A 19753-nucleotide genomic window follows, 5' to 3' on the forward strand; every position below is an offset into this window, starting at 1 on the left:
ACAAAGCCTCCCAATTTCCATCGGGGGTGATTCCTCTTTAAAAAGCTGCTGCAGCCTTAAGTGCTGAGAGGTTTGGCGCTGGCGAGAGTTGGATTCGGGTCTTAATCATATGTTGCGCAACAGATGCGCGAAACGTATTGAGGAATACTATGCTAAGAAACAAGAGCTATCTGGCAAATACGACGGTTGCCATGGGAATATCGGTCCTCACTTTGAATGCGCTAACTGCTCACGCCCAAGGCGACGACGGTAAGGCGTTTGCAGTGAAGGCCGCCGCTAAAGAGGGCAAGGACGAAGAGGCTGAGAAACGCCCTGCCAAAGCGGCTAAAGAGGCCAAGGACGAAGAGGCCGCGAAACGCCCTGCCAAAGCGGTTCCGGCCGATGAACAGGGCAAGAGCGAGGAGGCTAGACAGCGGCCGCCCACGCCAGTCAAGGCCAACGAGCCGACCAACGTGCTTGACACCATGGTTGTGACCGGCAGCCGCCTGAAAACAACCACCTTCAATTCACCCTCGTCCATTCAAGTCATCACCGCCGAGGACATGAGGCTTCTGGGGCAGACGAGTATTGCCAGCGTTCTCCAGAATTCAACTGCAGCGGCCAATGCCAAGCAAATTGACGGTAACTATGGGGCCTACACGGTGGAAGGCGGTGGCGGGATCAATACAGTGTCCCTGCGTGGAGCCGGTGCGCTTCGCACGCTTGTGCTGGTCAACGGACACCGCGTCGGTCCGGCCGGTGTCCAGGGCCGGGTCGGTCCGGTCGACTTGAACACGATTCCAAGCTCGCTCATCGAGCGGGCGGAAATTCTCAAGGATGGCGCTTCATCCTTGTATGGGTCAGACGCCTTGGCGGGCGTGATTAACCTGATCACCAAGAAGAATTACCAAGGCGGCACAGTCAGCATCACTGAAAGCTTGCCGGTGCACGGAGGGGGGCGCAGCGACAATATAAGCCTCAGCCAGAGCATCGTCCGTGATCGATGGTATGGCTCGTTAGGTCTCGATTACTCGAATCAAGAGGCGCTGAATTTGGGAGACCGCGACTGGTCCAGGTGTCAGAATCCCTATGTTTATTATGACGACGGCACACGCGCCGACTTAATCGACCCGAAGACCGGAACTTACAGATGCAACACTTTGGGCACCGGCTATATGTCGGTGGGCAGCGCCGTATATGTTCCGGATGCAAGCGCAACGGTGGGCGGCGGAATAACAGGCAAGGACCTCGACGGGCTCCATCGCGTCCGCTACAGCTTCCCAACCAGCGACTCCGATTATGTTAACAAGCAGAGGCAAACAAGGGCTGAGGTCCCTGCTTATAGCCCCAGATTTGCGAATACAAACATGATTTCGCCGTCGAGAAAGTTAAGCCTTTCTGTATCGGGTGGATACAAACTGAAAGACGAGCTGGAGATATACACCGACTTGTTGTTGAATCAACGAAAATCCGGTAACACCCAATGGGTTGACCTGTTCCCCACCGTTGACAAGACGAATCCCAACAATATTTCGGTTGCCGGCAATACACTGGGCCTCACACCAGCGAACGCCTACTCCGTGGTGGCAATTCCGCAAATCACAAGGCAGCAGGTCGACTACACGCGGGGGATGATCGGGATCAAGGGCAGTCTGCCAGATGTCGGCTCGCTGAAGAACTGGGATTGGGACCTTGCGGCACAGTTTTCTCATTCGAGTGGCACCTACGGCACAAGCTTTGTTTACAGCGACCGGGTGGCGGCGACCACCGCTGCCGGCACGGTTTGCGATACCAGCAAGTTGATCTCGGCGACCAGTTGCCCGACTGGTGGAGTGCAATGGTTCCGCCCGAGCACGGTGACGGACGGGGTGTTCAGCAACGAGGAAGCGGCATTTTTGTTCGGCTATGAAGATGGGCGCACAACGTATGATCAAAAATACATTGAGGCCAATTTCCATGGAGACCTTTTCCCGCTGCCCGCTGGGATGCTCCAAGGCGCTTTCGGCCTTCAATTGCGAAAAGAATCTCTGAACGACCAACCCGGCGCGCAAGCCAAGGCCAAAAACTATTGGAACACCTCCACGGTGGGTGCCACAAAGGGCGACGATACGATCACGGAGCTATACGGCGAACTGAGTGTTCCGCTTGTCAGGAACGCATTCTTGGCCAAGTCCCTCGAAGTGGATCTGTCGTCGAGGTTATCGCGCTATGAGACCTACGGATCCAGCACCACATACAAATTAGGGCAGAACTGGGCGTTGAGCGATGCGTTTCGTATCCGCGGAACGCAGGGTACGTCATTCCGGGCTCCTGGCCTTTACGAGCACTTTTTGGCCGGCACAGAAAGCTATTGGCAGCAAAGCATCGATCCGTGCTATCAGCTACTGCAGGGATCGCTTTCAGCGCCATCGGCGAATCTCGTCGCAAATTGCGCAAAAGTGGCGCTTCCCAGTGACTATACGGGCGGATCATCGGCAGCGGTTGTTAGCGGCGGCAACGGTTCGACACTCAAGGCTGAAACGGCCCTTAACAGAACGATTGGTGCGATTTGGACGCCGTCCTTCATGCCACTGATGGTCTCTGTCGACTATTACGATATGAGGATTCGCAATCAAATTGCTGCCTATGGGCCGGCGAATATTCTCAGTCGATGCCTGAACTCGGAGAATATGTCTTCGCCGTTTTGTAGTCTGTTCAATCGTGCGACATCCACGACGGGTAGTTACGTTGCAGGCAACATAACTTATGTCGACGACAGCTACCAGAACGTCGCTGAGCAGCGGCAACGCGGCGTTGATTTGTCGTTTTCGGTCGATCAGAAGATGTTTGGCGGGACGTTCACTTTCAGTAGCGACAATACTTGGGTTCGCAAATGGACCTACCAGCTGGTGAGTAATGTAGCCCCCTCCAACCTGCTGGGAAGAATTGGTTACCCAAAGTACAACGGGAAACTTAACTTCCGTTATCAGAGGGGGGATTACACCGTGAACTGGGGGGTCGATATGGTGGGCCCCGCGTCAAATTATAGTGATCTGGGTGGGGACACGACGGCGAATTACTCCAGTACCGGCGTCACAGTTCACAATATCGTCAGCGTGCCGTTCTACAGCAATCATTCCTTGACCTTTAGCAAGAAAATGGACAAGCTGACGACCACCATTTCGGTGCGCAATTTGTTCGATCGAGATCCGCCAATTATTTCCGCAGGCACTGATGGCCGGGTCGGCAATGCGGCGCTTACCAGTCAATATGATCAGATGGGCCGCACTATTGTCGTCGGCCTCCAAAAGAGTTGGTAAGCCGGGTTGAGTGGAGCTGAATAATAGGGCATTATCGCATTCGCCCATTGATCGCGTTTGCGCAATATTGAATGCATGAACGATATCTACCAGTCAGTGCCCTAATAAACTGGCGACCAATTTATGGCATATTGAATTGAGAGCCAGTTGACTTTGGAAGAAAACCTTTTGGCGATACGCCAATAAATTAGGAAGCCGTTGAAATGATTAAACGCCACTTTGGTGCGCTCACCCTGTGCGCTGCGGCTGCAGGGCTTGCGGTCAACGCCGTGATGCCTGTTACGTCGGCGTTGGCCGCCACGCCCATTACGTCTCCTGCCGAGGCATTGATCAACGCGATCAATATCCCCTACACGACCTTCACCTTGAAGAATGGCCTGCAAGTCGTCGTGCAAACAGACCGTCGCGCGCCTGTCGTAGCTGTGGCGGTTTGGTACAAGGTGGGCTCGGGGCTCGAGCCGAAGGGTAAGACGGGCTTCGCCCATCTGTTCGAGCATTTGATGTTCAGCGGCTCAGAAAATGCGCCGGGCGACTTCATGCAATCCCTGCTGGGATCTGGGGTGACGGAGTTGAATGGCACTACCTCGTTCGATAGAACCAACTATTTCGCGACAGTGCCGACGCCGAATCTGGACGCGGTTTTGTTCCTCGAGAGCGACCGCATGGGGCACCTCTTGGGGGCCATGACGCAGGCCAAGCTCGACAATCAGCGCGGAGTTGTGCAGAACGAAAAGCGCCAGGGCGACGACCGGCCTTATGGTCTTGTGCAATACGCCAAACTCGAAGGACTGCTGCCTGAGGGACATCCTTATCACCACTCCACCATCGGCTCCATGGCCGATCTGGACAAGGCCAGCCTGGACGATGTAAAGGCTTGGTTCAAAGACAATTACGGTCCCAACAACGCTGTGCTGACCTTGGCGGGGGATATCGATATCGCCACTGCAAAGGCGAAGGTGGAGAAATGGTTTGGCGCCATCCCGAGGGGGAAGGATGTGGTCCAAGCCAAAGTTGAGGTGCCATCGCTGCCGACCCGTAAGGACATGGTGATCAAGGATCGGGTGGCGCAAGCGCGTATTTACCGCTATTGGGCCGTCCCGGGCGGTGCAGAGCCCGATCGCATCCCGCTCGATGTGGGTGCCTATGCGCTGGGAGGACTGGCCAATTCGCGCTTGAACAACGCCCTGGTGCGCGATGAAAAGCTGGCGGTTAACGTTGTCTCATATGTGGACGCCTACAAGCATATGAGCTTTTTCGAGATACAGGTCGATGTCAAGCCTGGCGTGGATGTGGATCTCGTGTCCAAAAGGCTGGACGAGATGGTGGCCAGCTACATCAAAACTGGTCCGAACCAGGAAGAAATTGATCGGGCGGCGATGAGCAATGCCGTTGATTACATGCGTGCGCTGGAAACCGTAGGCGAGCGCGCCGTCGTGATGACCGATGGGCTGCTCGGGCGAGGTAAGTTGGATGCCTTCAAGGACGAGTTGCGGGCATTTGCGAATGTTTCCCCCGCGACGGCCACCGCCGCTTTGCAAAAATGGCTGTCTCGACCTGTGTTGGCGTTGACGGTTCTCCCGGGCGAACGAGAGGCCTACGAAGAGTCCAAGGTCGTCGGCCCGACTGCCGGCACTGGCGCGGCTTTGCCGGCTACGGCGCCCGGAGTTTCGCCGACCATGGCCTCCGCCGCATCTCCATCCACCGCAGCCGCCATCTCACAGGCCGGAGCGCCCAAGGCAGAGGGGGGCGCTGGCGTTGGGCAGGCTGTTGCTGGCAGCCAGAAGATACCCGCCTTCCGCGAGGTTGCCGACGTTGATTTCCCGGCGGTGGAAAGCGCCACTCTCTCGAACGGCATCAAGGTTCACTTTGCGCGTCGCGACGTGGTGCCCTTCGTCAATGTGTCCTTGTCGTTTGATGCCGGCATCGCTTCGGACAGTGCGGGCCGCCTCGGTGTGCAATCCCTGATGCTGGCCGCCATGGAGCAAGGGACAAAGTCAAAGAACGACATCGAGCTGGCTTCAGCAAAGGAAAAGTTGGGCGCGTCGCTCCAATTCCGCAGCACGATGGATAGAACCCAGATTGACTTGACCGCCCTGACGGTGAACTTGAGCCCGTCGTTGGACTTGCTGGCGGATATCGTTATGAACCCTGCCTTTGCAGACCAGGCGGTGGCGCGTGTGCGCGATTTGCGCCTGTCTGCGATCAAGCAGGAACTGTCGCGGCCCCACGCGATCGCTTCCCGCACGCTGGCCGCCACGCTGTTTGGCTCGCAGCATCCATACGGGCGCCCCTCTTCAGGCAACGGCTCAGCGGCTGTGGTTGGTGCATTGAAACCGGCAGATCTGGCTGCATTCCACCAGGCCTGGATCCGTCCGGACAAGCTGGAAATCTTCGTGGTGGGCAAGACGACGCTAGCCGAAGTCAAGGGCGAGCTTGAGGCCCGCTTTGGGCGCTGGAGGACAGCGGCTGTTTCGGCGGGTGAAAAGAACTTCGCGGCTGCCATTCCGGAAAACAAGCCGCGAGTCCTGTTCGTGGATGTTCCGAAATCGTCCCAGTCCGTCATTTACGGTGGCAAGGTGTTGCCGGTGAAGGGTTCGGCAAACTTGCTTGCATTCACTCAGGCCAACAAAGTCCTCGGGGGCGACTATCTGTCGCGCATCAACAAGGATTTGCGGCAGGAGAAGGGCTGGACCTATGGTGCGCGTTCCAACATCTATCGCTATAAAAATCAGGTTCAGTTTGCGGTTGTCGCCCCGGTGCAGGCGGATCGGACTGGCGATGCCATTGCTGAGCTGCGCACTTTGGTGAGGGATTTCCTGCGTGACAAGGGCGTGACCGAGCAAGAACTCCACGAGACTATCGGCAACAGCATCCGCGAAAAGCCAAGCAGCTTCCTGCGGTCGCTGCAAATCATGTCGCAAATGCGCAATGATGTTCTCTATCAGCGTCCATTCCACTACATCACCACGGAAGCGTCAAACCTCCGGTCGTTGAAAGTGGAAGACCTAAATGACGCCGCACGCAATCTGATCGTGAACAATGAGTTCACCTGGGTGGTTGTCGGGGACAAGGCTAAAGTCCTTCCGCAACTTCAAAATCTCGGTCTGCCCGTGGAAGTGATTCAGTCTCCAGAATGACTGCCTAGCTTGAGACCGTGAGCGCATGGTTTGCGGTAGATAGACCGCAAACCTGCGCATTCATGCGCGGTCGTCAATCCTAGGTGCGGTGCTTCGCTGACAAGGGTGGGGGCTCCGAAATCTCCGGTACATATGCGCAAACTCTCCGCGAGCCGCCGCGTGTTTGGAATCGGGCTGGAGGGGCGGGTGGCCGCGAAGCGTCGGCCTGCGTGGACGCGACTCGCGTGCCCAGGCCGCCAAGCTGATCCTGCCGAGCTAGGAAGTTGTCGCCAAACCTCTCGGTTGGAAATTCCATTTTATGACTGGCCGATTGGGTGCATATTTTTTGCGCATGTAGCTGGTCATGCCACCCCTATAGGGAACAGGAATCTACACCCGCGTCGCTACAGTGACGTGTGCTGTTTTTGTCCATGGAACTAAAGAAGTGCCTACAGAAATTTATCTAGACGCCAACGCGACGACGCCAGTCAGCTGCAAGGCACTCGATGCCGCGATCGAGGTCATGTCGGATCGCTTCGGCAACCCCAGCAGCGTTCACGGCACTGGCCTGAAGGCACGCGTAATCATCGATGTGGTCAGGGCGAGTGCCCGTCGCGTATTGAATATCCGCGATGGCCAGTTGCTGTTCGTGAGTGGCGCCACGGAAGGTATCCAGACGGCAGTTCTCTCGGCGCTGTCTTCATTGCGTGAGCGTCGACACAAGGGCGGAGATGGCTACTCTCTCTTGCTGTACGGCGCGACGGAGCACAAGGCGGTTCCCGAGGCTATCAAGCACTGGAACGCGCTGCTGCAACTGAATTTCGAAGTGCTTGCCATCCCCGTCGGAACAGACGGCCGTCACGATTTGGGCTGGCTGCGCGCTCATGCACCCCGAGCCGGGCTTGTCTGCACCATGGCGGCCAACAACGAGACTGGCGTCATCAGCGATCTGGATGGCATACGGGACGTGCTGGAACACAGCCCCGCCTTATGGATGGTTGACAGCGTCCAGGCGCTAGGGAAGCTTGATCTGCAACTGGCCCGGCGGCGGATCGACTATGCACCGTTCTCGGGACACAAGCTTTACGCCCCCAAGGGGATTGGCATGTTGTACGTGCGTGAAGGCGCTCCGATAACGCCGATTATGGCTGGTGGCGGCCAGGAAGGGGCGATGCGCTCAGGCACGGAAAACATGCCGGGCATTGCAGCCCTGGGCGCGGTGCTGGACGAACTGGAAAGCGGGGAGATGTTCAAGCCGCTTGCGAAGCTGGAGGAGCTTCGGGGCCGACTGGTGGCGGCGCTCCGCGAAGCTTTTCAGGGGATTGTGTTCAATGCCGATCCCCACCTGAGCCTGCCGACGACGATCAACTTCTCGGTTCCTGGCGTTAGTTCCAAGGTCTTGCTGGACCTGTTCGACGCGGCGTCGATCCGCGTCAGCGGTGGCTCTGCATGTGGCGCGTCGGCGGCTCAGCCGAGCTACGTGCTGCAGGCGATGGGGCTGGAGCACTGGCGCTGTGGTTCAGCGGTGCGCATGTCGTTTGGTCCGACAACGTCCGAGTCTCTGATCGGTGAGGCCTGCCAGCGAATCCTCCAGTGTGGCCAGGCTCTGCGCGACAGCGGCATCACCGTGGACGGTCAGCGGCATTCATTGCCGCCTGACGGCATCATCCGCCATGTCGTGGACGGCGCCGTCTGCTACGTGGTCGCCGACTCAGCCTCAAAGCGTTGCTTGGTCATCGACCCGCTGCCGGAACTGACGGATCGACTGGCGCAGTGGGTGCGCTGCCGCGGATTTATGCTGGTCGCCGTGCTGGATACGCATTCCCATGGGGACCATGCCTCCTCTGCGCAAGACCTGTGGCGAGCGCTTCCGGCCGAGCTGGCGGAGCCGGTCGCCAGGTCGCCGTTGGGCTGGCCCCTGCATTGCGAAGCCATCCAGTTGGGAGCGCGCCGCATCACCAAGTTGGCGATACCGGGGCACACGAAGGATTCCTGCGCCTACCTGCTGGTGGAAGGGGATCGGCTGCTGGCCGCCTTCGTCGGCGACACCGTAATGCCGGGGGCGCTTGGCCGCAGCGACTTCAGCGTCAGCGCGCCGTTGGTGTTTGCCTCTTCATTGAGGCTGCTTGACCGGGTCGCGGGGCGAGAGACTCTGTTGTTTCCCGGGCATGACTATGACGATCGGATCGCCAGCACGCTGAGCGTCGAGGCCGCTCGCCTTCCGCTGCTGGACGCCGTTCTGAACGGTCACATGGATGCTCAGGCCTTTGCTACCGCCAAGGCTGCATTGGAGCGGGACATCGGCCCGACGCAGTACCAGACCTTGGCTTGTGGCGCACGCACAGATGTTTGCGAGGCTGTCGCCGTCGAGATTCGCCCGGAGGCACTGCTGCAGCAACTGCAGGACGGGCTGAAGGTGGTGTTGATTGATGTTCGCGAGCGGTACGAGTACTGCTTGAGTCCATCGCTGTCTCTTGGCGCTGGCTGTGACCGGCAGCCCGTGCCTCTGTCCTCGCTGCCTGGCGTGCTTTCTGACTGGTTGGCGGCCGGCCCCGGTGTCAGCCGAATTTTGGTGTGTCGAAGCGGTGCGCGCAGTGCGAAAGCAGCGCAGGCGCTGCGCCGCCTCGGTCTAGGGCGTACTTGGAGCGTGGCTGGCGGTCTGGCGCTCTGGCCCGAGCTGGCCATTTTGGCCGATGCTGAATTTACAGCTTGACCTGCCCTCCCTACCACTCAACCTTTTTTGCATCTACACGCATGAAGCTCATCAAACCTGCGCCCGTCATTGCCGCCTGGGCTGCGGCGATCGTTCTGCTGGCCTGCCCCGCCGCCCACGCCGTGGCTGGGGCAGGTGTCGCTTGGCAAGCACCGGCGGGTGACGGCGACATCGACCGATTCTTCGCGCAGGCAAAGGCGGAAAAGAAGCCGGTGCTGCTGTATTGGGGCGCCAAGTGGTGCCCGCCGTGCAACCAGCTCAAAGCCACGCTTTTCAACCGGGCGGACTTCATCGAGCAAAGCAAGGCCTACATTGCCGTGGGCATCGATGGGGATGCACCGGGCGCACAGAGGCTCGGCACCCGATTCAAGGTCAGTGGGTATCCGACGCTGATTCTGTTCAATCCAGGCGGTGGCGAGATCACCCGTTTGCCAGGGGAGATGGATGCGGTTCAGGTGATGAGCGTCCTGCAGCTTGGCATTTCGGGTGGTCGCACGGTCGGTGCCATTATTGCGGACGCACTGGCGGGCAAAAAGTTGTCGGCCAACGAGTGGCGCCTCTTGAGCTTTCATGAATGGCAGTCCAACGAGCAACTGGTGCCGAGCACCGAGCGGGCGGCGGTGCTCGCTCGGCTTGCGAAAGCCAGCGAAGGCGGTGATGCGCAAACCACAACCCGCCTCTGGTTGAAGTCCATCAGTGCCATGGCACCGGGAAGTACAGCGGCTCCAGACCAACTGCCTCGGCTGCAGGCTATCTTGAAAGACCCGGTGCAAACGCTCGCGCAGATGGGCGTGCTGGTGGAGCGCGTGCCCACGTTTGTCCAGGCGTTTGCACCGCAGAAGGGTGAGCGTCGCGCGTCTCTCATTGCCGATTTCGAGGTCGCGCTGACCAGGCTCAACAAGGATGAGACCTTGTCACGGGCTGATCGGCTGAATGCTCTGCTGAGTCGGGTCGAGCTTGCGCGCATCGACGCTGCGCGGGATGAAATGCGGCCCGCGATCCCCGCCCCGCTGCTTGCCGAAGTGCGTGAGCAGGTCGGCAGGATCGATCGCGAAGTCACGAACGCCTATGAGCGTCAATCGATTATCTCTGGCGCGGCCCAGGTGCTGGCGCGTGCAGGTCTGTGGACCGAGAGTGATGATTTGCTCAAAGCGGGTCTCGCTCGCAGCCACTCTGCCTACTACCTGATGAGCCATTTGGCCGGTAACGCCATGAAGCAGGGCAAGAAGGCGGAAGCGTTGCGGTGGTATGGAGAGGCGTTCAGCAAGAGTGAAGGAACTGCCACCCGATTGCAATGGGGCTCGGCCTACCTTCGCGCACTTATGAGTGTCAGTCCGGATGACGCCGCGCGCATAGAGAGCACGGCATCCCAGTTGCTCAGCGACGCAGCGAAGGACCCGGGCGGGTTTTACGGCCGCAGCGGAGCCTCACTCAAGCGCGTCGCCGGTGATCTTGCAAAATGGAACCAGGGGCCAAAGCAAGCGGCCGTCGTGGACCGTCTCAAGAGGCAGCTCGACAGCGTGTGCGTGAAGCTAAGCGGCGACGAAAGGGCCAAAGCCGCTTGCGAGGACCTGATGACACAGCAGGCTATCGACAAGATCTGATAACCCCCCGCGTGGTCGCTGTTCACTGCCGCAGCGCGGCCCGGCGCTAGATTGATGGGCATGGTTCAGAACGCCCTGGATTCACGTCGGCCCCGGTCCGGCGCTTTACCTATCTGAGATCGTTTGAGTATGCGAATTTCTAGTCTTGTAACGCTCGCCTCCGTAACCGCCGCGTTGATCTTCCTCGCCCCGGTCTGCGTCCAAGCGCAGGTCAAGGCCTCGCTGGTGGCGGCCGCGGAGTCGGTGCAGCCGAGCCGTGCCATCACGGTGGCCCTTCGGCTTGAGCATGAGCCACATTGGCACAGTTACTGGCTCAACCCTGGAACCGGCTATCCCACCACGCTTCAGTGGAACTTGCCTGACGGCTGGAAGGCCACAGGTTTCAATTGGCCGACGCCCAGCTTGATCAAGGACAAGAAGGGGGACATCACCGGTTACGGTTACGACGGTGTGATCTACCTGCCGCTCACCGTCAGCGCACCGGCGATGGCTAAGGTTGGCGAGCAGGTTACCCTGCGTGCCAAGGCGAACTGGCTGATGTGCAACGATGTGTGCGTGCCCGGGTCGGACGAAGTGTCCGTCACGCTTCCGGTGGTCGCCACCGAGCCGATCGTGAACGCTGCAGTGCAATCGGAGCTCGCCAAGCTGGAGATGCCTCGCAAACCCGAGGGTTGGAGCTTAGTCGCGTCGCGCGGCAAAGGCACTGTCGAGCTGACGATCGCAGGTCAGCAGGTTGCGGGCATCACGTCCCCTCACTTCATCAGTGCTGACGGCTACATTAAGTACGATAAGGCGCAAGAGACCTCAAATGGCGACACGCTGCGTATGCTGTTGCCCATCGATGACGAAGCCCCATTGTCCGCAGCGAAGCTGGTCGGAGTCTTGACATACACCGATGAAAAGGGGCGATACCGAGGAGTGTCGGTCGGCGTGCCGTTTGGTCCGCCGGGTGTTACCGTGCCGTCCGGCGCCGTACAGGCGGATGCCGCGCTTGCGAGCGAGCCGGATGATCGGCCTTCCGCAACCTTCGCGCAAACGTCCGCCTCAGAAGGCGCGAGCGCCGCGCAAGCGAAATCGTCCGAAGCGCCTGCGGCTGCGGGCGCGCTGATCTTTGTGCTGGCGTTCGCCGGTGGCTTGATCCTGAACCTAATGCCGTGTGTGTTCCCTGTGCTTGGTATCAAGATCCTGGGGTTCGTCAATGAGGCGGGCAACGATCGGCGTAAAGTGACGATGCACGGCGTGATGTTCACACTCGGTGTGCTGTTGTCCTTTTGGGTGCTGGCGAGTGCGCTCGCACTGTTGCGCGCAAGCGGGCAGCAGCTTGGCTGGGGTTTCCAATTGCAGTCGGCTCCGTTTGTGTTCGGCCTCACCGTTGTGATGCTTATCTTCGGAATGAGCCTAAGCGGCGTGTTCGAGTTCGGGCTTAGCGCCACTGGTGTCGGTTCAGGCCTGCAGCAGCGCAGCGGAGTTCATGGCTCGTTTTTCGCCGGGATCCTGGCGACGGTTGTCGCGACCCCTTGTAGCGCGCCGTTCCTCGCGCCCGCGCTTGGTGCAGCACTCACGCTACCGATTGTCCAGTCATTTGGCGTCTTCACCGTGATCGGCTTGGGGCTCTCGGCGCCCTACTTGCTGCTTGCCCTGTTCCCTAAAACTGTGCAGAGGCTTCCGCGCCCTGGTGCATGGATGAACACCTTCAAGCAGGCGATGGCCTTCCCCTTGTATGCAACGGTCGCGTACCTAGTGTGGGTACTAGCGGGTCAGACAACCGAGAGCGGGTTGCTTACCGTGCTGCTCGGTTTGACCGTTGTGGCGCTGGCAGTCTGGCTCTACGGGCACTACCAGCATCCTGGCACCTCACCGGGCCGAGCTCGCGCGTTCACCGCAATGTCTGTTGCCTTGCTTGCGCTGGGGTGGGGGATGGGCTGGCCTCGCCCGCAGTCTCCGAACGAACTTGTGTGGGAAAATTGGAGCCCTGAACGTGTCGCCCAGCTTCGCATGGAGGGGCGTCCGGTCTACCTCGACTTCACGGCACGCTGGTGCGCTACTTGCCAGGCCAACAAAAAGCTGGTCTTCTCATCCAGCGAAATGAAGGACTACGTTCGGGACCACAAGGTAGCCCTGCTCAGGGCTGACTGGACAAATGCAGACCCGCGCATCACTGCGGAGCTCGCCAAGTGGAAGCGTGGTGCCGTGCCCTTCAATCTCGTATATGGATCAAAGCACGCTGAGCCCGTGATCTTGCCGGAAGTGCTCACGCCTGAAATTGTTCTTCGCGCATTCAAGAATTGACGTGTTCAATGGGATGGACGCCCCCACCCGTAGACGGCATCGAAGTGCCACAGTGGATGTGTCAGCAACCACTTGATCGGAAGGAGCGTCCGCCATCGAGATTATGATGATCGGCCTCGATCTGGCCAAGAACGTGTTTCAGGGTATGCGTCCGCCCAAGTCAGCTTGAAGTGCTGCAGCCCAGCTTGGATGCTTGTCTCCACGACAAACATTCGAGGACTGAGGTTGCCCCTGGAAATCAGTCGATAGCCACCGCGCCATCTTCGAGGTGGCGGGTGAGGGCCATCCAGTGTCCGAGCGTGTTGTCGATCGCTTTGGCCGTGGCGCCGCCATCGGCAACGAGGCGTCGCTCCAGACTCAGCCATTGATGTAGCTCCTCCCACAGCGGCTTGGCCAGTCGTTGCTGACGAGCTTGAGCAGATCATTGGGGAAGAGGCCGAAGTGTTGATTGACGAGTTCTTGGCTGGCGACACTAAGAAGTTCGTGTACGTCTAGGCTTGAACCGTCCCATTTCGGCCCGGAACGCCGCTATCGGGGTCAGTTTCCATGGAAATGACCAGTCGACCCTGAAAAACTCCGCCAACCCGCATGAATGCTGGGGTTTTGGGGTGAATGCCGATGGTGTGATTTGCAGGATTGAGGTCGAATCGATATCAATTCCTTGCAAACTGCACTGAGGTATTCATGGGTCCCAAGCCTGCCGACGAACGCGCCGATCAGGACTTGTTCCGCACTGAGTTGCTGAACCTGATCAACCAGCGTCACGAACTGGTTCGTTTGGCGGCGCTGATTGACTGGCAGGCGTTTGAAGCCGAGTGGAGTCCCCAATTTGTCTCCACCACTGGCCGCCCTGCGTTGCCCACACGGCTGATGGCCGCCCTGCTGTACCTCAAGCACATGTACGCGCTGAGCGACGAGGACGTGTGTGAGGGCTGGCGTGAGAACCCGTACTGGCAGCATTTCAGCGGTGAGCGTTATTTCCAGCACGAGTTGCCTTGCGATCCCTCCAGCCTGGTGCGCTGGCGCCAGCGCATCGGCGAGGCCGGCTGCGAATGGCTACTGGCCCACTCCATTGAAGCTGCACGCAAGGGCGGCGTGATCAAGCGCCAGAGCCTGGACCACGTGGTGCTGGACACCACGGTGCAACCCAAGGCGATTGCGCACCCGACCGATAGCCGACTGCTCAACCGCGCGCGTGAGCAACTCGTCGAGGCTGCGCAAGACGCCAGGATCGAGTTGCGCCAGAGCTACGCCCGGGTCGGCAAAGCAGCCGAGCACCAGGCCGGGCGTTACGCCCATGCCAAGCAATACCGGCGCATGCAGCGCGAGATCAGGAAGCTGAGAACTTGGCTGGGCCGTGTCATCCGCGACGTGCAACGCAAGGCTGGTGAGATCGGGCCCGAACTGAAGGCCAAACTCGACATTGCGACTCGACTGCACGCCCAAAAGCGTGGCGACAAGAACAAGCTGTATGCGCTGCACGCGCCCGAGGCGGAATGCATCGCCAAGGGCAAGGCCAGAACGCCCTACGAGTTCGGCGTGAAAGTGTCCATCGCAGTGACGGCCCAAGAAGGGCTCGTCGTGGGAATGCGATCGATGCCGGGCAATCCGTATGACGGACACACGGTGGGCAGCCAGTTGGAGCAGGTGGGCATCCTCACGGGGCAAGCACCCAAGATCGTGTTGGCGGATCGGGGCTACCGCGGCGTGGAGCCGCCCGAGGGCACGCGGCTGCTGATCAGCCACACGCGCAGACTGCCCAAGCGTTTGAAGAAGTTGCTCAAGCGCAGACAAGTCGTGGAGCCCATGATCGGGCACATGAAGTCCGACGGGCTGCTGGCCAAGAACTGGCTCAAGGGCGCGAGTGGCGATGCGCTGCACGCGATCCTGTGTGGCGCTGGGCACAACCTGAGGATGATCCTGGCGCACCTGCGGGTGCTTTATTGCGCCCTGTTGGGGCTGATCGCGACGGCGGCCACGCTGGCCCTGCGTAAGGCCGCCCCAATATCAGCACCCAAAGCCTTCATCGCACGGCGCGCCGTGCTGGCTCAGGGCTGAAAACGAGTTGTTCAGGGCCGACTGACCAGGGTCAAACACGGCCTGAGCGCAAGCAACATGCACCTTACCGGCCGCCATCATTGCTCCTAGCCCGGATATTTCATGAGCATCAGGTCGGCAGCCTCGTGCCGAGGCGCGTTTTCATAGGTATCTCACCCCCTATGGAAACCGAGGACTGCCGATGCCAAAGTGTACCGATGCGACCGTTGAATTCGGACGGGTTGGAAGGCGTGTAGTCCAGGCCGCCTTCGATGGTGGTGACATCGTCAGTGACGGCGGCGTGCTGTTGCTCAAGCGGGTCGATGAGCGCCTTGGTCTGACCCGCGCGGCTGCCCTGGCGCTGGGCGACGGGCGTCGCCTCGCCAGTGTCCAGCACGACCTGCGCAGCCTGCTGGCGCAGCGCATCTACGGTCTGTGTCTGGGCTGGTCGGACGTGTGCGACCACAACGTGTTGCGCAGCGATCTGTTGATGCAAACGGCCGTGGGTCGTGCCGAGCCGCTGGCCAGCGCGCCCACGCTCAGCCGCCTGGAGACGGCGGCCACGGCCGAACATGCGGCGGTGCTGCACGACGTGCTGATGCAGCAGTTCATCGCCAGCCACGCCAAGGCGCCCAAGGAGCTGGTGCTCGATGTCGATGCCACCCATGTGCCGCTGCACGGCCAGCAAGAGCGCGGCCACTTCCACGCCTACTACGACAACTACTGCTACTTGCCGCTGTACGTCTTCGCCGGGCAGGACCTGCTGGCCTGCGTGCTGCGCCCCAGCGACCGGGACCCGGCCAGCGTTGTCAGTGCGCTGATCAAGCGCTTGCTGGTGCCGCTGCGCCGCGCGTGGCCGAAGACCAAGATCATCGTGCGGGCGGACTCGGGGTTTTGCCGCCCGCGCGTGCTGCAGCGCCTGGAGCGCTGGCGCGTGAGCTACATCATCGGGCTGCAGAAGAACTCGCGTCTGAACGATCAGGTAGCACTGGCAGAACTGGCGCTGGCCGAGCAGTTCTCTGCCAGGCGCAGCAAGCAACGGATGTTCGGCGAGTTCCAGTACGCGGCCCACACCTGGGACAAGGAGCGTCGCGTCATCGCGCGGCTGGAGCATGGCGAGCAAGGTGTCAACCCACGCTTCATCGTCACCGACCTGCCGGGATCGCCCAAGGCTCTGTACGAGCGCCGGTACTGCGCCCGTGGCGAAGCCGAGAACCGCATCAAGGAAGCGCAACTCGATCTGTTTGGCCGGCGTGCGAGTTGCCACCGCTTCCGGGCCAACCAGCTGCGGCTGCTGCTGGCGGCGCTGGCGTACACCTTGATGATCAACCTGCGCCGACTGGCGCTGCAAGGCACCGAGCTGGCCCAGGCCTGCACCGCCACCATCCGCACCAGGCTGCTGAAGATTGGCGCGGCCGTGCTGCGCAACACCCGCCGCGTGCGGGTCCTGCTGGCATCGGCTCACCCGATGAAGCATGTCTTCCTGGCCGCTGCTGGCGCCCTCAGCCCCTAGCAACTCATCCAGTGCCTGGCCCGCGCGTTGACACCAAACCGGCCCGCAACCCAAGCCGGGGAAGGGGTAATCGCGCCTGGGTGTGTGTCATCAACCAAGCTCAACGCAGCAAACGGCCACGACGCGCCTCAAATCGTCGTTCGGACAAGCAAATCAGCGCCGCGAACCCATCCAGTACGCTACTCGTGAAAGATCCGGGCTAGTGCAGTGCGCCTCACTGTTCTGTACTTATTCGGCCGAATTCAAAAGGGCTGCCTTGGCCCGCGTGACCTTGGCGAGGATGTCGGAAGCGCGAGCCGTCCAGATGAACGGTTTGGGATCGATGTTGTGATGAGCAACATAGAGATCGATGGCCAGCTCGAGTTCGGCCACGCTGGTGAAGCTGTCACGTCGAATGCGCTTGTCGGTGATATCGCGGAAGAAGCGCTCGACCATGTTCAACCAGGAGGCGCTGGTGGGCGTGAAGTGCATGACAAACCGCGGATGTCGAGCCAGCCATCTCTGGACATCGGGATGGCTGTGAGTGGCGTAGTTATCCAGGATCAGATGCAGACCCAAGTCCTTGGGCGTGCAGCGATCGATGTGCCGCAGGAATTTGAGCCACTCGCTGTGACGGTGTCGCGGCTGGCACATCGAGATCACGCGGCCGTCCAAGGTGTTGAGCGCAGCGAACAGCGTCGTGGTGCCGTGGCGCTTGTAGTCGTGGGTGACAGTGCCGGCGCGCCCGCGCTTCATGGGCGTATGCGTCCGCCGAAGTCACCTTGAAGTCCGGTGACCGGAGTTGGATGCTTGTGTCCACGACCAAATTCGTGGACATATGGGCACTTCAGACTTGAGCACAGAGGAACCGAGGACACCGACTGGGCGTAGCTGGCGCCGGCATTCGGAAGAGTTCAAGACGCGAGTCATCGAGCTGGCGCGCCAGCCCGGCGTCTCGACGGCGGCGGTGGCTCTGGCCAACGGCCTCAACGCCAACATGCTGCGCCGCTGGGTTCGAGAGGCCGATGAGTGCGCCCCGAGCAGTGGACACAACGACACTGTGGCGGTGGTGCCGGCGTTTGTGCAGCTACCCATGCCGCAGGAGACGCCGCCCACCTTGCCACTAGCGTCGACGCAAGCGCCGAGCACCGTTGCGGTGGAGATCCGCCGTGGCGACACCACTGTTCAGGCCGAGCTGCAGATGGACGCGCGCAGCGCTGCCTGGCTGCGCGAGGTCCTGGGTTGATCCGCGTCGATGCCGTCTGGTTGGCGGTGCAGCCCTTGGACATGCGGCTGGGCACCGAGGCCGCACTGGCCCGCGTGGTCGGCATCTTCGGTGCCGCGCATCCTCACCACGCCTACCTGTTTGCCAACCGTCGCGCCAACCGCATGAAGGTCCTCGTGCACGACGGTATCGGCGTGTGGCTCGCGGCCAGGCGGCTCAACGCCGGCAGGTTCGTGTGGCCACTGGACGGTGCGAGCACGCTGAGCCTGACGCGCGTGCAGCTCGACGCGCTGGTGCTGGGCCTGCCCTGGCAACGCCTGGGCGAGGCCGGCATCATCCGCACGATATGAGCGTAGCTGCCCGAGGTCGGGCAATTGCGGGATATGCCGATGCGCTGAGTCGCTGCCTTCGGCACCATGACTCTCCATGATCAGCGCGCAGCAACTGGAAGCCTTGGACCCGCAGACGCGGCAGGCCGTGCAGTCGCTGCTCGCCCAGGTCCAGCAGCGTGACCACGAGCTCGCCTTCAAGCAGGCGCTCATCGACAAGCTCACGCACGAGATGGCGATCCTCAAGCGGATGAAGTTCGCCGCCACGAGCGAGCGCTTCGCCAGCACCCTCTCGCCCGAGCAGAGAAGCCTGCTGGAGGAGACGCTGGACACCGACATCCATGAGCTCGACGTCGAGCTGCAGCGTCATCGTAAGAAGGCCGACAAGAAGGACGAGGACGAGAAGAAGGCGCCCAAGCGCGCCCAGCTTCCCGCCCACCTGCCGCGCCGCGACGTGCCGCACGAGCCGGCGGATACGGCCTGTGGTTGCGGCCAGGCCATGCAGCGCATCGGCGAGGACGTGGCCGAGAAGCTGGACTACCAGCCCGGCGTGTTCACCGTTGAGCGCCACGTGCGTGGCAAGTGGGTCTGCAAGTGCTGCGAGCGCATCGTGCAGGCACCGGTGCCGGCCCACGTGATCGACAAGGGCATCCCGACCACCGGCCTGCTGGCCCACGTGCTGGTGGCCAAGTTCATGGACCACTTGCCCCTGTACCGGCAGGAAGCTGTGTTCGCGCGGGCCGGCCACGTGATCGCCCGCTCGACGCTGGCGGAGTGGGTGGGCGCCTGTGGCGCGCAGCTGCAGCCGCTGGTGCAGGCCCTGGCCGACGAACTGCGGCGCCACCTGGTGCTGCATGCGGACGAGACGCCGGTGGCCATGCTCAAGCCGGGCAACGGCAAGACTCACAAGGCCTACATCTGGTCGTACTGCACGCCGAGCACTAACCCCGTCAAGGCGGTGGTGTTCGAGTTCAGCGAGACCCGCAGCGGCGAGAACGTGCGCGACTTTCTGCAGCTTGAGACGCCCAACGCCTGGAAGGGCACGCTGGTCACCGATGGGTTCAGCGGCTACTCGGCCTGCGTCGACAAGGGCGTGACGTCGGCACAGTGCATGGCGCACAGCCGGCGCAAGTTCCATGAGCTGTGGGCCAACCATGGCAGCAAGGTCGGCGAGCAAGCGCTGCGCTTCTACCAAGCCCTGTTCCGCATCGAGCGCCAGGCCGAGAGCCTCACCAGCGAGGAGCGGCAGAGGATCCGGCAGCGCAAGTCACGACGGATCCTCGCCGTGTTCCACCGATGGTTGCTCGCACAGCGGCAGCTGGTGCCGCCCGGCTCCGCGACCATCAAGGCCATCGACTACAGCCTGAAGCGCTGGAAGGAACTCACGCACTTCGTGGGCGACGGCGACGTGCCGATCTCCAACAATTGGGTCGAGAACCAGATCCGCCCGATCGCGATCGGCAGATCGAATTGGCTCTTCGCCGGCAGCCTGCGAGCGGGCAAGCGCGCGGCGGCCATCATGAGCCTGCTGCACTCGGCCCGCATCAACGGGCACGACCCGTACGCCTATTTCAAGGACGTGCTGGATCGCTTGCCGACGCACCCGGCAAGCCGGATCGACGAGCTGCTGCCGCACCGCTGGTCACCGAGCTGAAGCCTCTTCGCCGCTG

General features: G+C 61.0%; 10 protein-coding genes and 2 pseudogenes. 10 read left to right on the plus strand and 2 right to left on the minus strand.

All coding sequences use genetic code 11. The annotated features are described in order from the left end of the window. Positions 1-149: 149 nt before the first annotated feature. The 5 genes from OU995_RS13860 to OU995_RS13880 all read left to right on the plus strand — a co-directional run bounded on the left by OU995_RS13860 (position 150) and on the right by OU995_RS13880 (position 13000). A complete protein-coding gene (locus tag OU995_RS13860; RefSeq protein ID WP_267836121.1) occupies positions 150-3278 on the plus strand; it encodes a TonB-dependent receptor domain-containing protein in 3129 nt (1042 codons plus the stop codon). Between the two features lie 203 nt (positions 3279-3481). Then, positions 3482-6415 carry a M16 family metallopeptidase gene (locus OU995_RS13865; protein WP_267836122.1) on the plus strand — a complete coding sequence of 978 codons (2934 nt, stop codon included), beginning with the start codon at positions 3482-3484 and terminating at the stop codon, positions 6413-6415. A 424-nt stretch (positions 6416-6839) separates the two neighbouring features. Then, positions 6840-9107: an aminotransferase class V-fold PLP-dependent enzyme gene (locus OU995_RS13870; RefSeq protein ID WP_267836123.1), complete on the plus strand. Its 2268-nt coding sequence runs from the start codon at positions 6840-6842 to the stop codon at positions 9105-9107. 41 nt (positions 9108-9148) lie between these two features. Continuing rightward, positions 9149-10711, plus strand: a complete 1563-nt coding sequence (locus OU995_RS13875; protein ID WP_267836124.1) for a thioredoxin family protein — start codon at positions 9149-9151, stop codon at positions 10709-10711. Positions 10712-10840: 129 nt separating this feature from the next. Next, positions 10841-13000, plus strand: a complete 2160-nt coding sequence (locus tag OU995_RS13880) for a protein-disulfide reductase DsbD family protein (protein WP_267836259.1) — start codon at positions 10841-10843, stop codon at positions 12998-13000. 238 nt (positions 13001-13238) lie between these two features. Here the strand turns inward: OU995_RS13880 and OU995_RS13885 are convergent. Continuing rightward, positions 13239-13403, minus strand: a pseudogene (locus tag OU995_RS13885) (IS66 family transposase); the annotation flags it as partial. A gap of 281 nt (positions 13404-13684) precedes the next feature. Between OU995_RS13885 and OU995_RS13890 the strand changes: the two are divergent. Continuing rightward, complete coding sequence (locus OU995_RS13890; RefSeq protein ID WP_267835475.1) at positions 13685-15058, plus strand: IS5 family transposase; 1374 nt, start codon at positions 13685-13687, stop codon at positions 15056-15058. Between the two features lie 181 nt (positions 15059-15239). Then, complete coding sequence (locus OU995_RS13895) at positions 15240-16550, plus strand: IS1380 family transposase (RefSeq protein WP_267831753.1); 1311 nt, start codon at positions 15240-15242, stop codon at positions 16548-16550. 228 nt (positions 16551-16778) lie between these two features. Here the strand turns inward: OU995_RS13895 and OU995_RS13900 are convergent. After that, positions 16779-17288: pseudogene (locus tag OU995_RS13900) on the minus strand (IS630 family transposase); the annotation flags it as partial. Between the two features lie 94 nt (positions 17289-17382). On the opposite strand from OU995_RS13900, the gene OU995_RS13905 reads away from it, so the two are divergent. The 3 genes from OU995_RS13905 (at position 17383) to tnpC (ending at position 19737) form a co-directional block, all read left to right on the plus strand. Continuing rightward, the gene (locus OU995_RS13905) at positions 17383-17775 is read left to right on the plus strand and encodes a transposase (protein WP_267833237.1); all 393 of its coding nucleotides are present in this window, start codon (positions 17383-17385) and stop codon (positions 17773-17775) included. Continuing rightward, positions 17772-18104 (plus strand): IS66 family insertion sequence element accessory protein TnpB, encoded by a 333-nt coding sequence (tnpB, locus tag OU995_RS13910; protein ID WP_267833238.1) that lies wholly within the window; start codon positions 17772-17774, stop codon positions 18102-18104. Before OU995_RS13905 ends, tnpB begins: the two co-directional genes overlap by 4 nt. Positions 18105-18180: 76 nt before the next feature. Continuing rightward, complete coding sequence (gene tnpC / locus OU995_RS13915; protein ID WP_267833239.1) at positions 18181-19737, plus strand: IS66 family transposase; 1557 nt, start codon at positions 18181-18183, stop codon at positions 19735-19737. The last annotated feature ends 16 nt before the right edge of the window (positions 19738-19753 follow it).

Source organism: Roseateles sp. SL47 (assembly GCF_026625885.1).
Classification (GTDB): domain Bacteria; phylum Pseudomonadota; class Gammaproteobacteria; order Burkholderiales; family Burkholderiaceae_C; genus Roseateles.

What these genes read in the sequence shown, in the direction of transcription:
- OU995_RS13860 (WP_267836121.1), top strand. Translation starts at nt 150, where the DNA reads ATGCTAAGAAACAAGAGCTATCTGGCAAATACGACGGTTGCCATGGGA.
- OU995_RS13865 (WP_267836122.1), top strand. Translation starts at nt 3,482, where the DNA reads ATGATTAAACGCCACTTTGGTGCGCTCACCCTGTGCGCTGCGGCTGCA.
- OU995_RS13875 (WP_267836124.1), top strand. Translation starts at nt 9,149, where the DNA reads ATGAAGCTCATCAAACCTGCGCCCGTCATTGCCGCCTGGGCTGCGGCG.
- OU995_RS13880 (WP_267836259.1), top strand. Translation starts at nt 10,841, where the DNA reads ATGCGAATTTCTAGTCTTGTAACGCTCGCCTCCGTAACCGCCGCGTTG.
- OU995_RS13890 (WP_267835475.1), top strand. Translation starts at nt 13,685, where the DNA reads ATGGGTCCCAAGCCTGCCGACGAACGCGCCGATCAGGACTTGTTCCGC.
- OU995_RS13895 (WP_267831753.1), top strand. Translation starts at nt 15,240, where the DNA reads ATGCCAAAGTGTACCGATGCGACCGTTGAATTCGGACGGGTTGGAAGG.
- tnpC (WP_267833239.1), top strand. Translation starts at nt 18,181, where the DNA reads ATGATCAGCGCGCAGCAACTGGAAGCCTTGGACCCGCAGACGCGGCAG.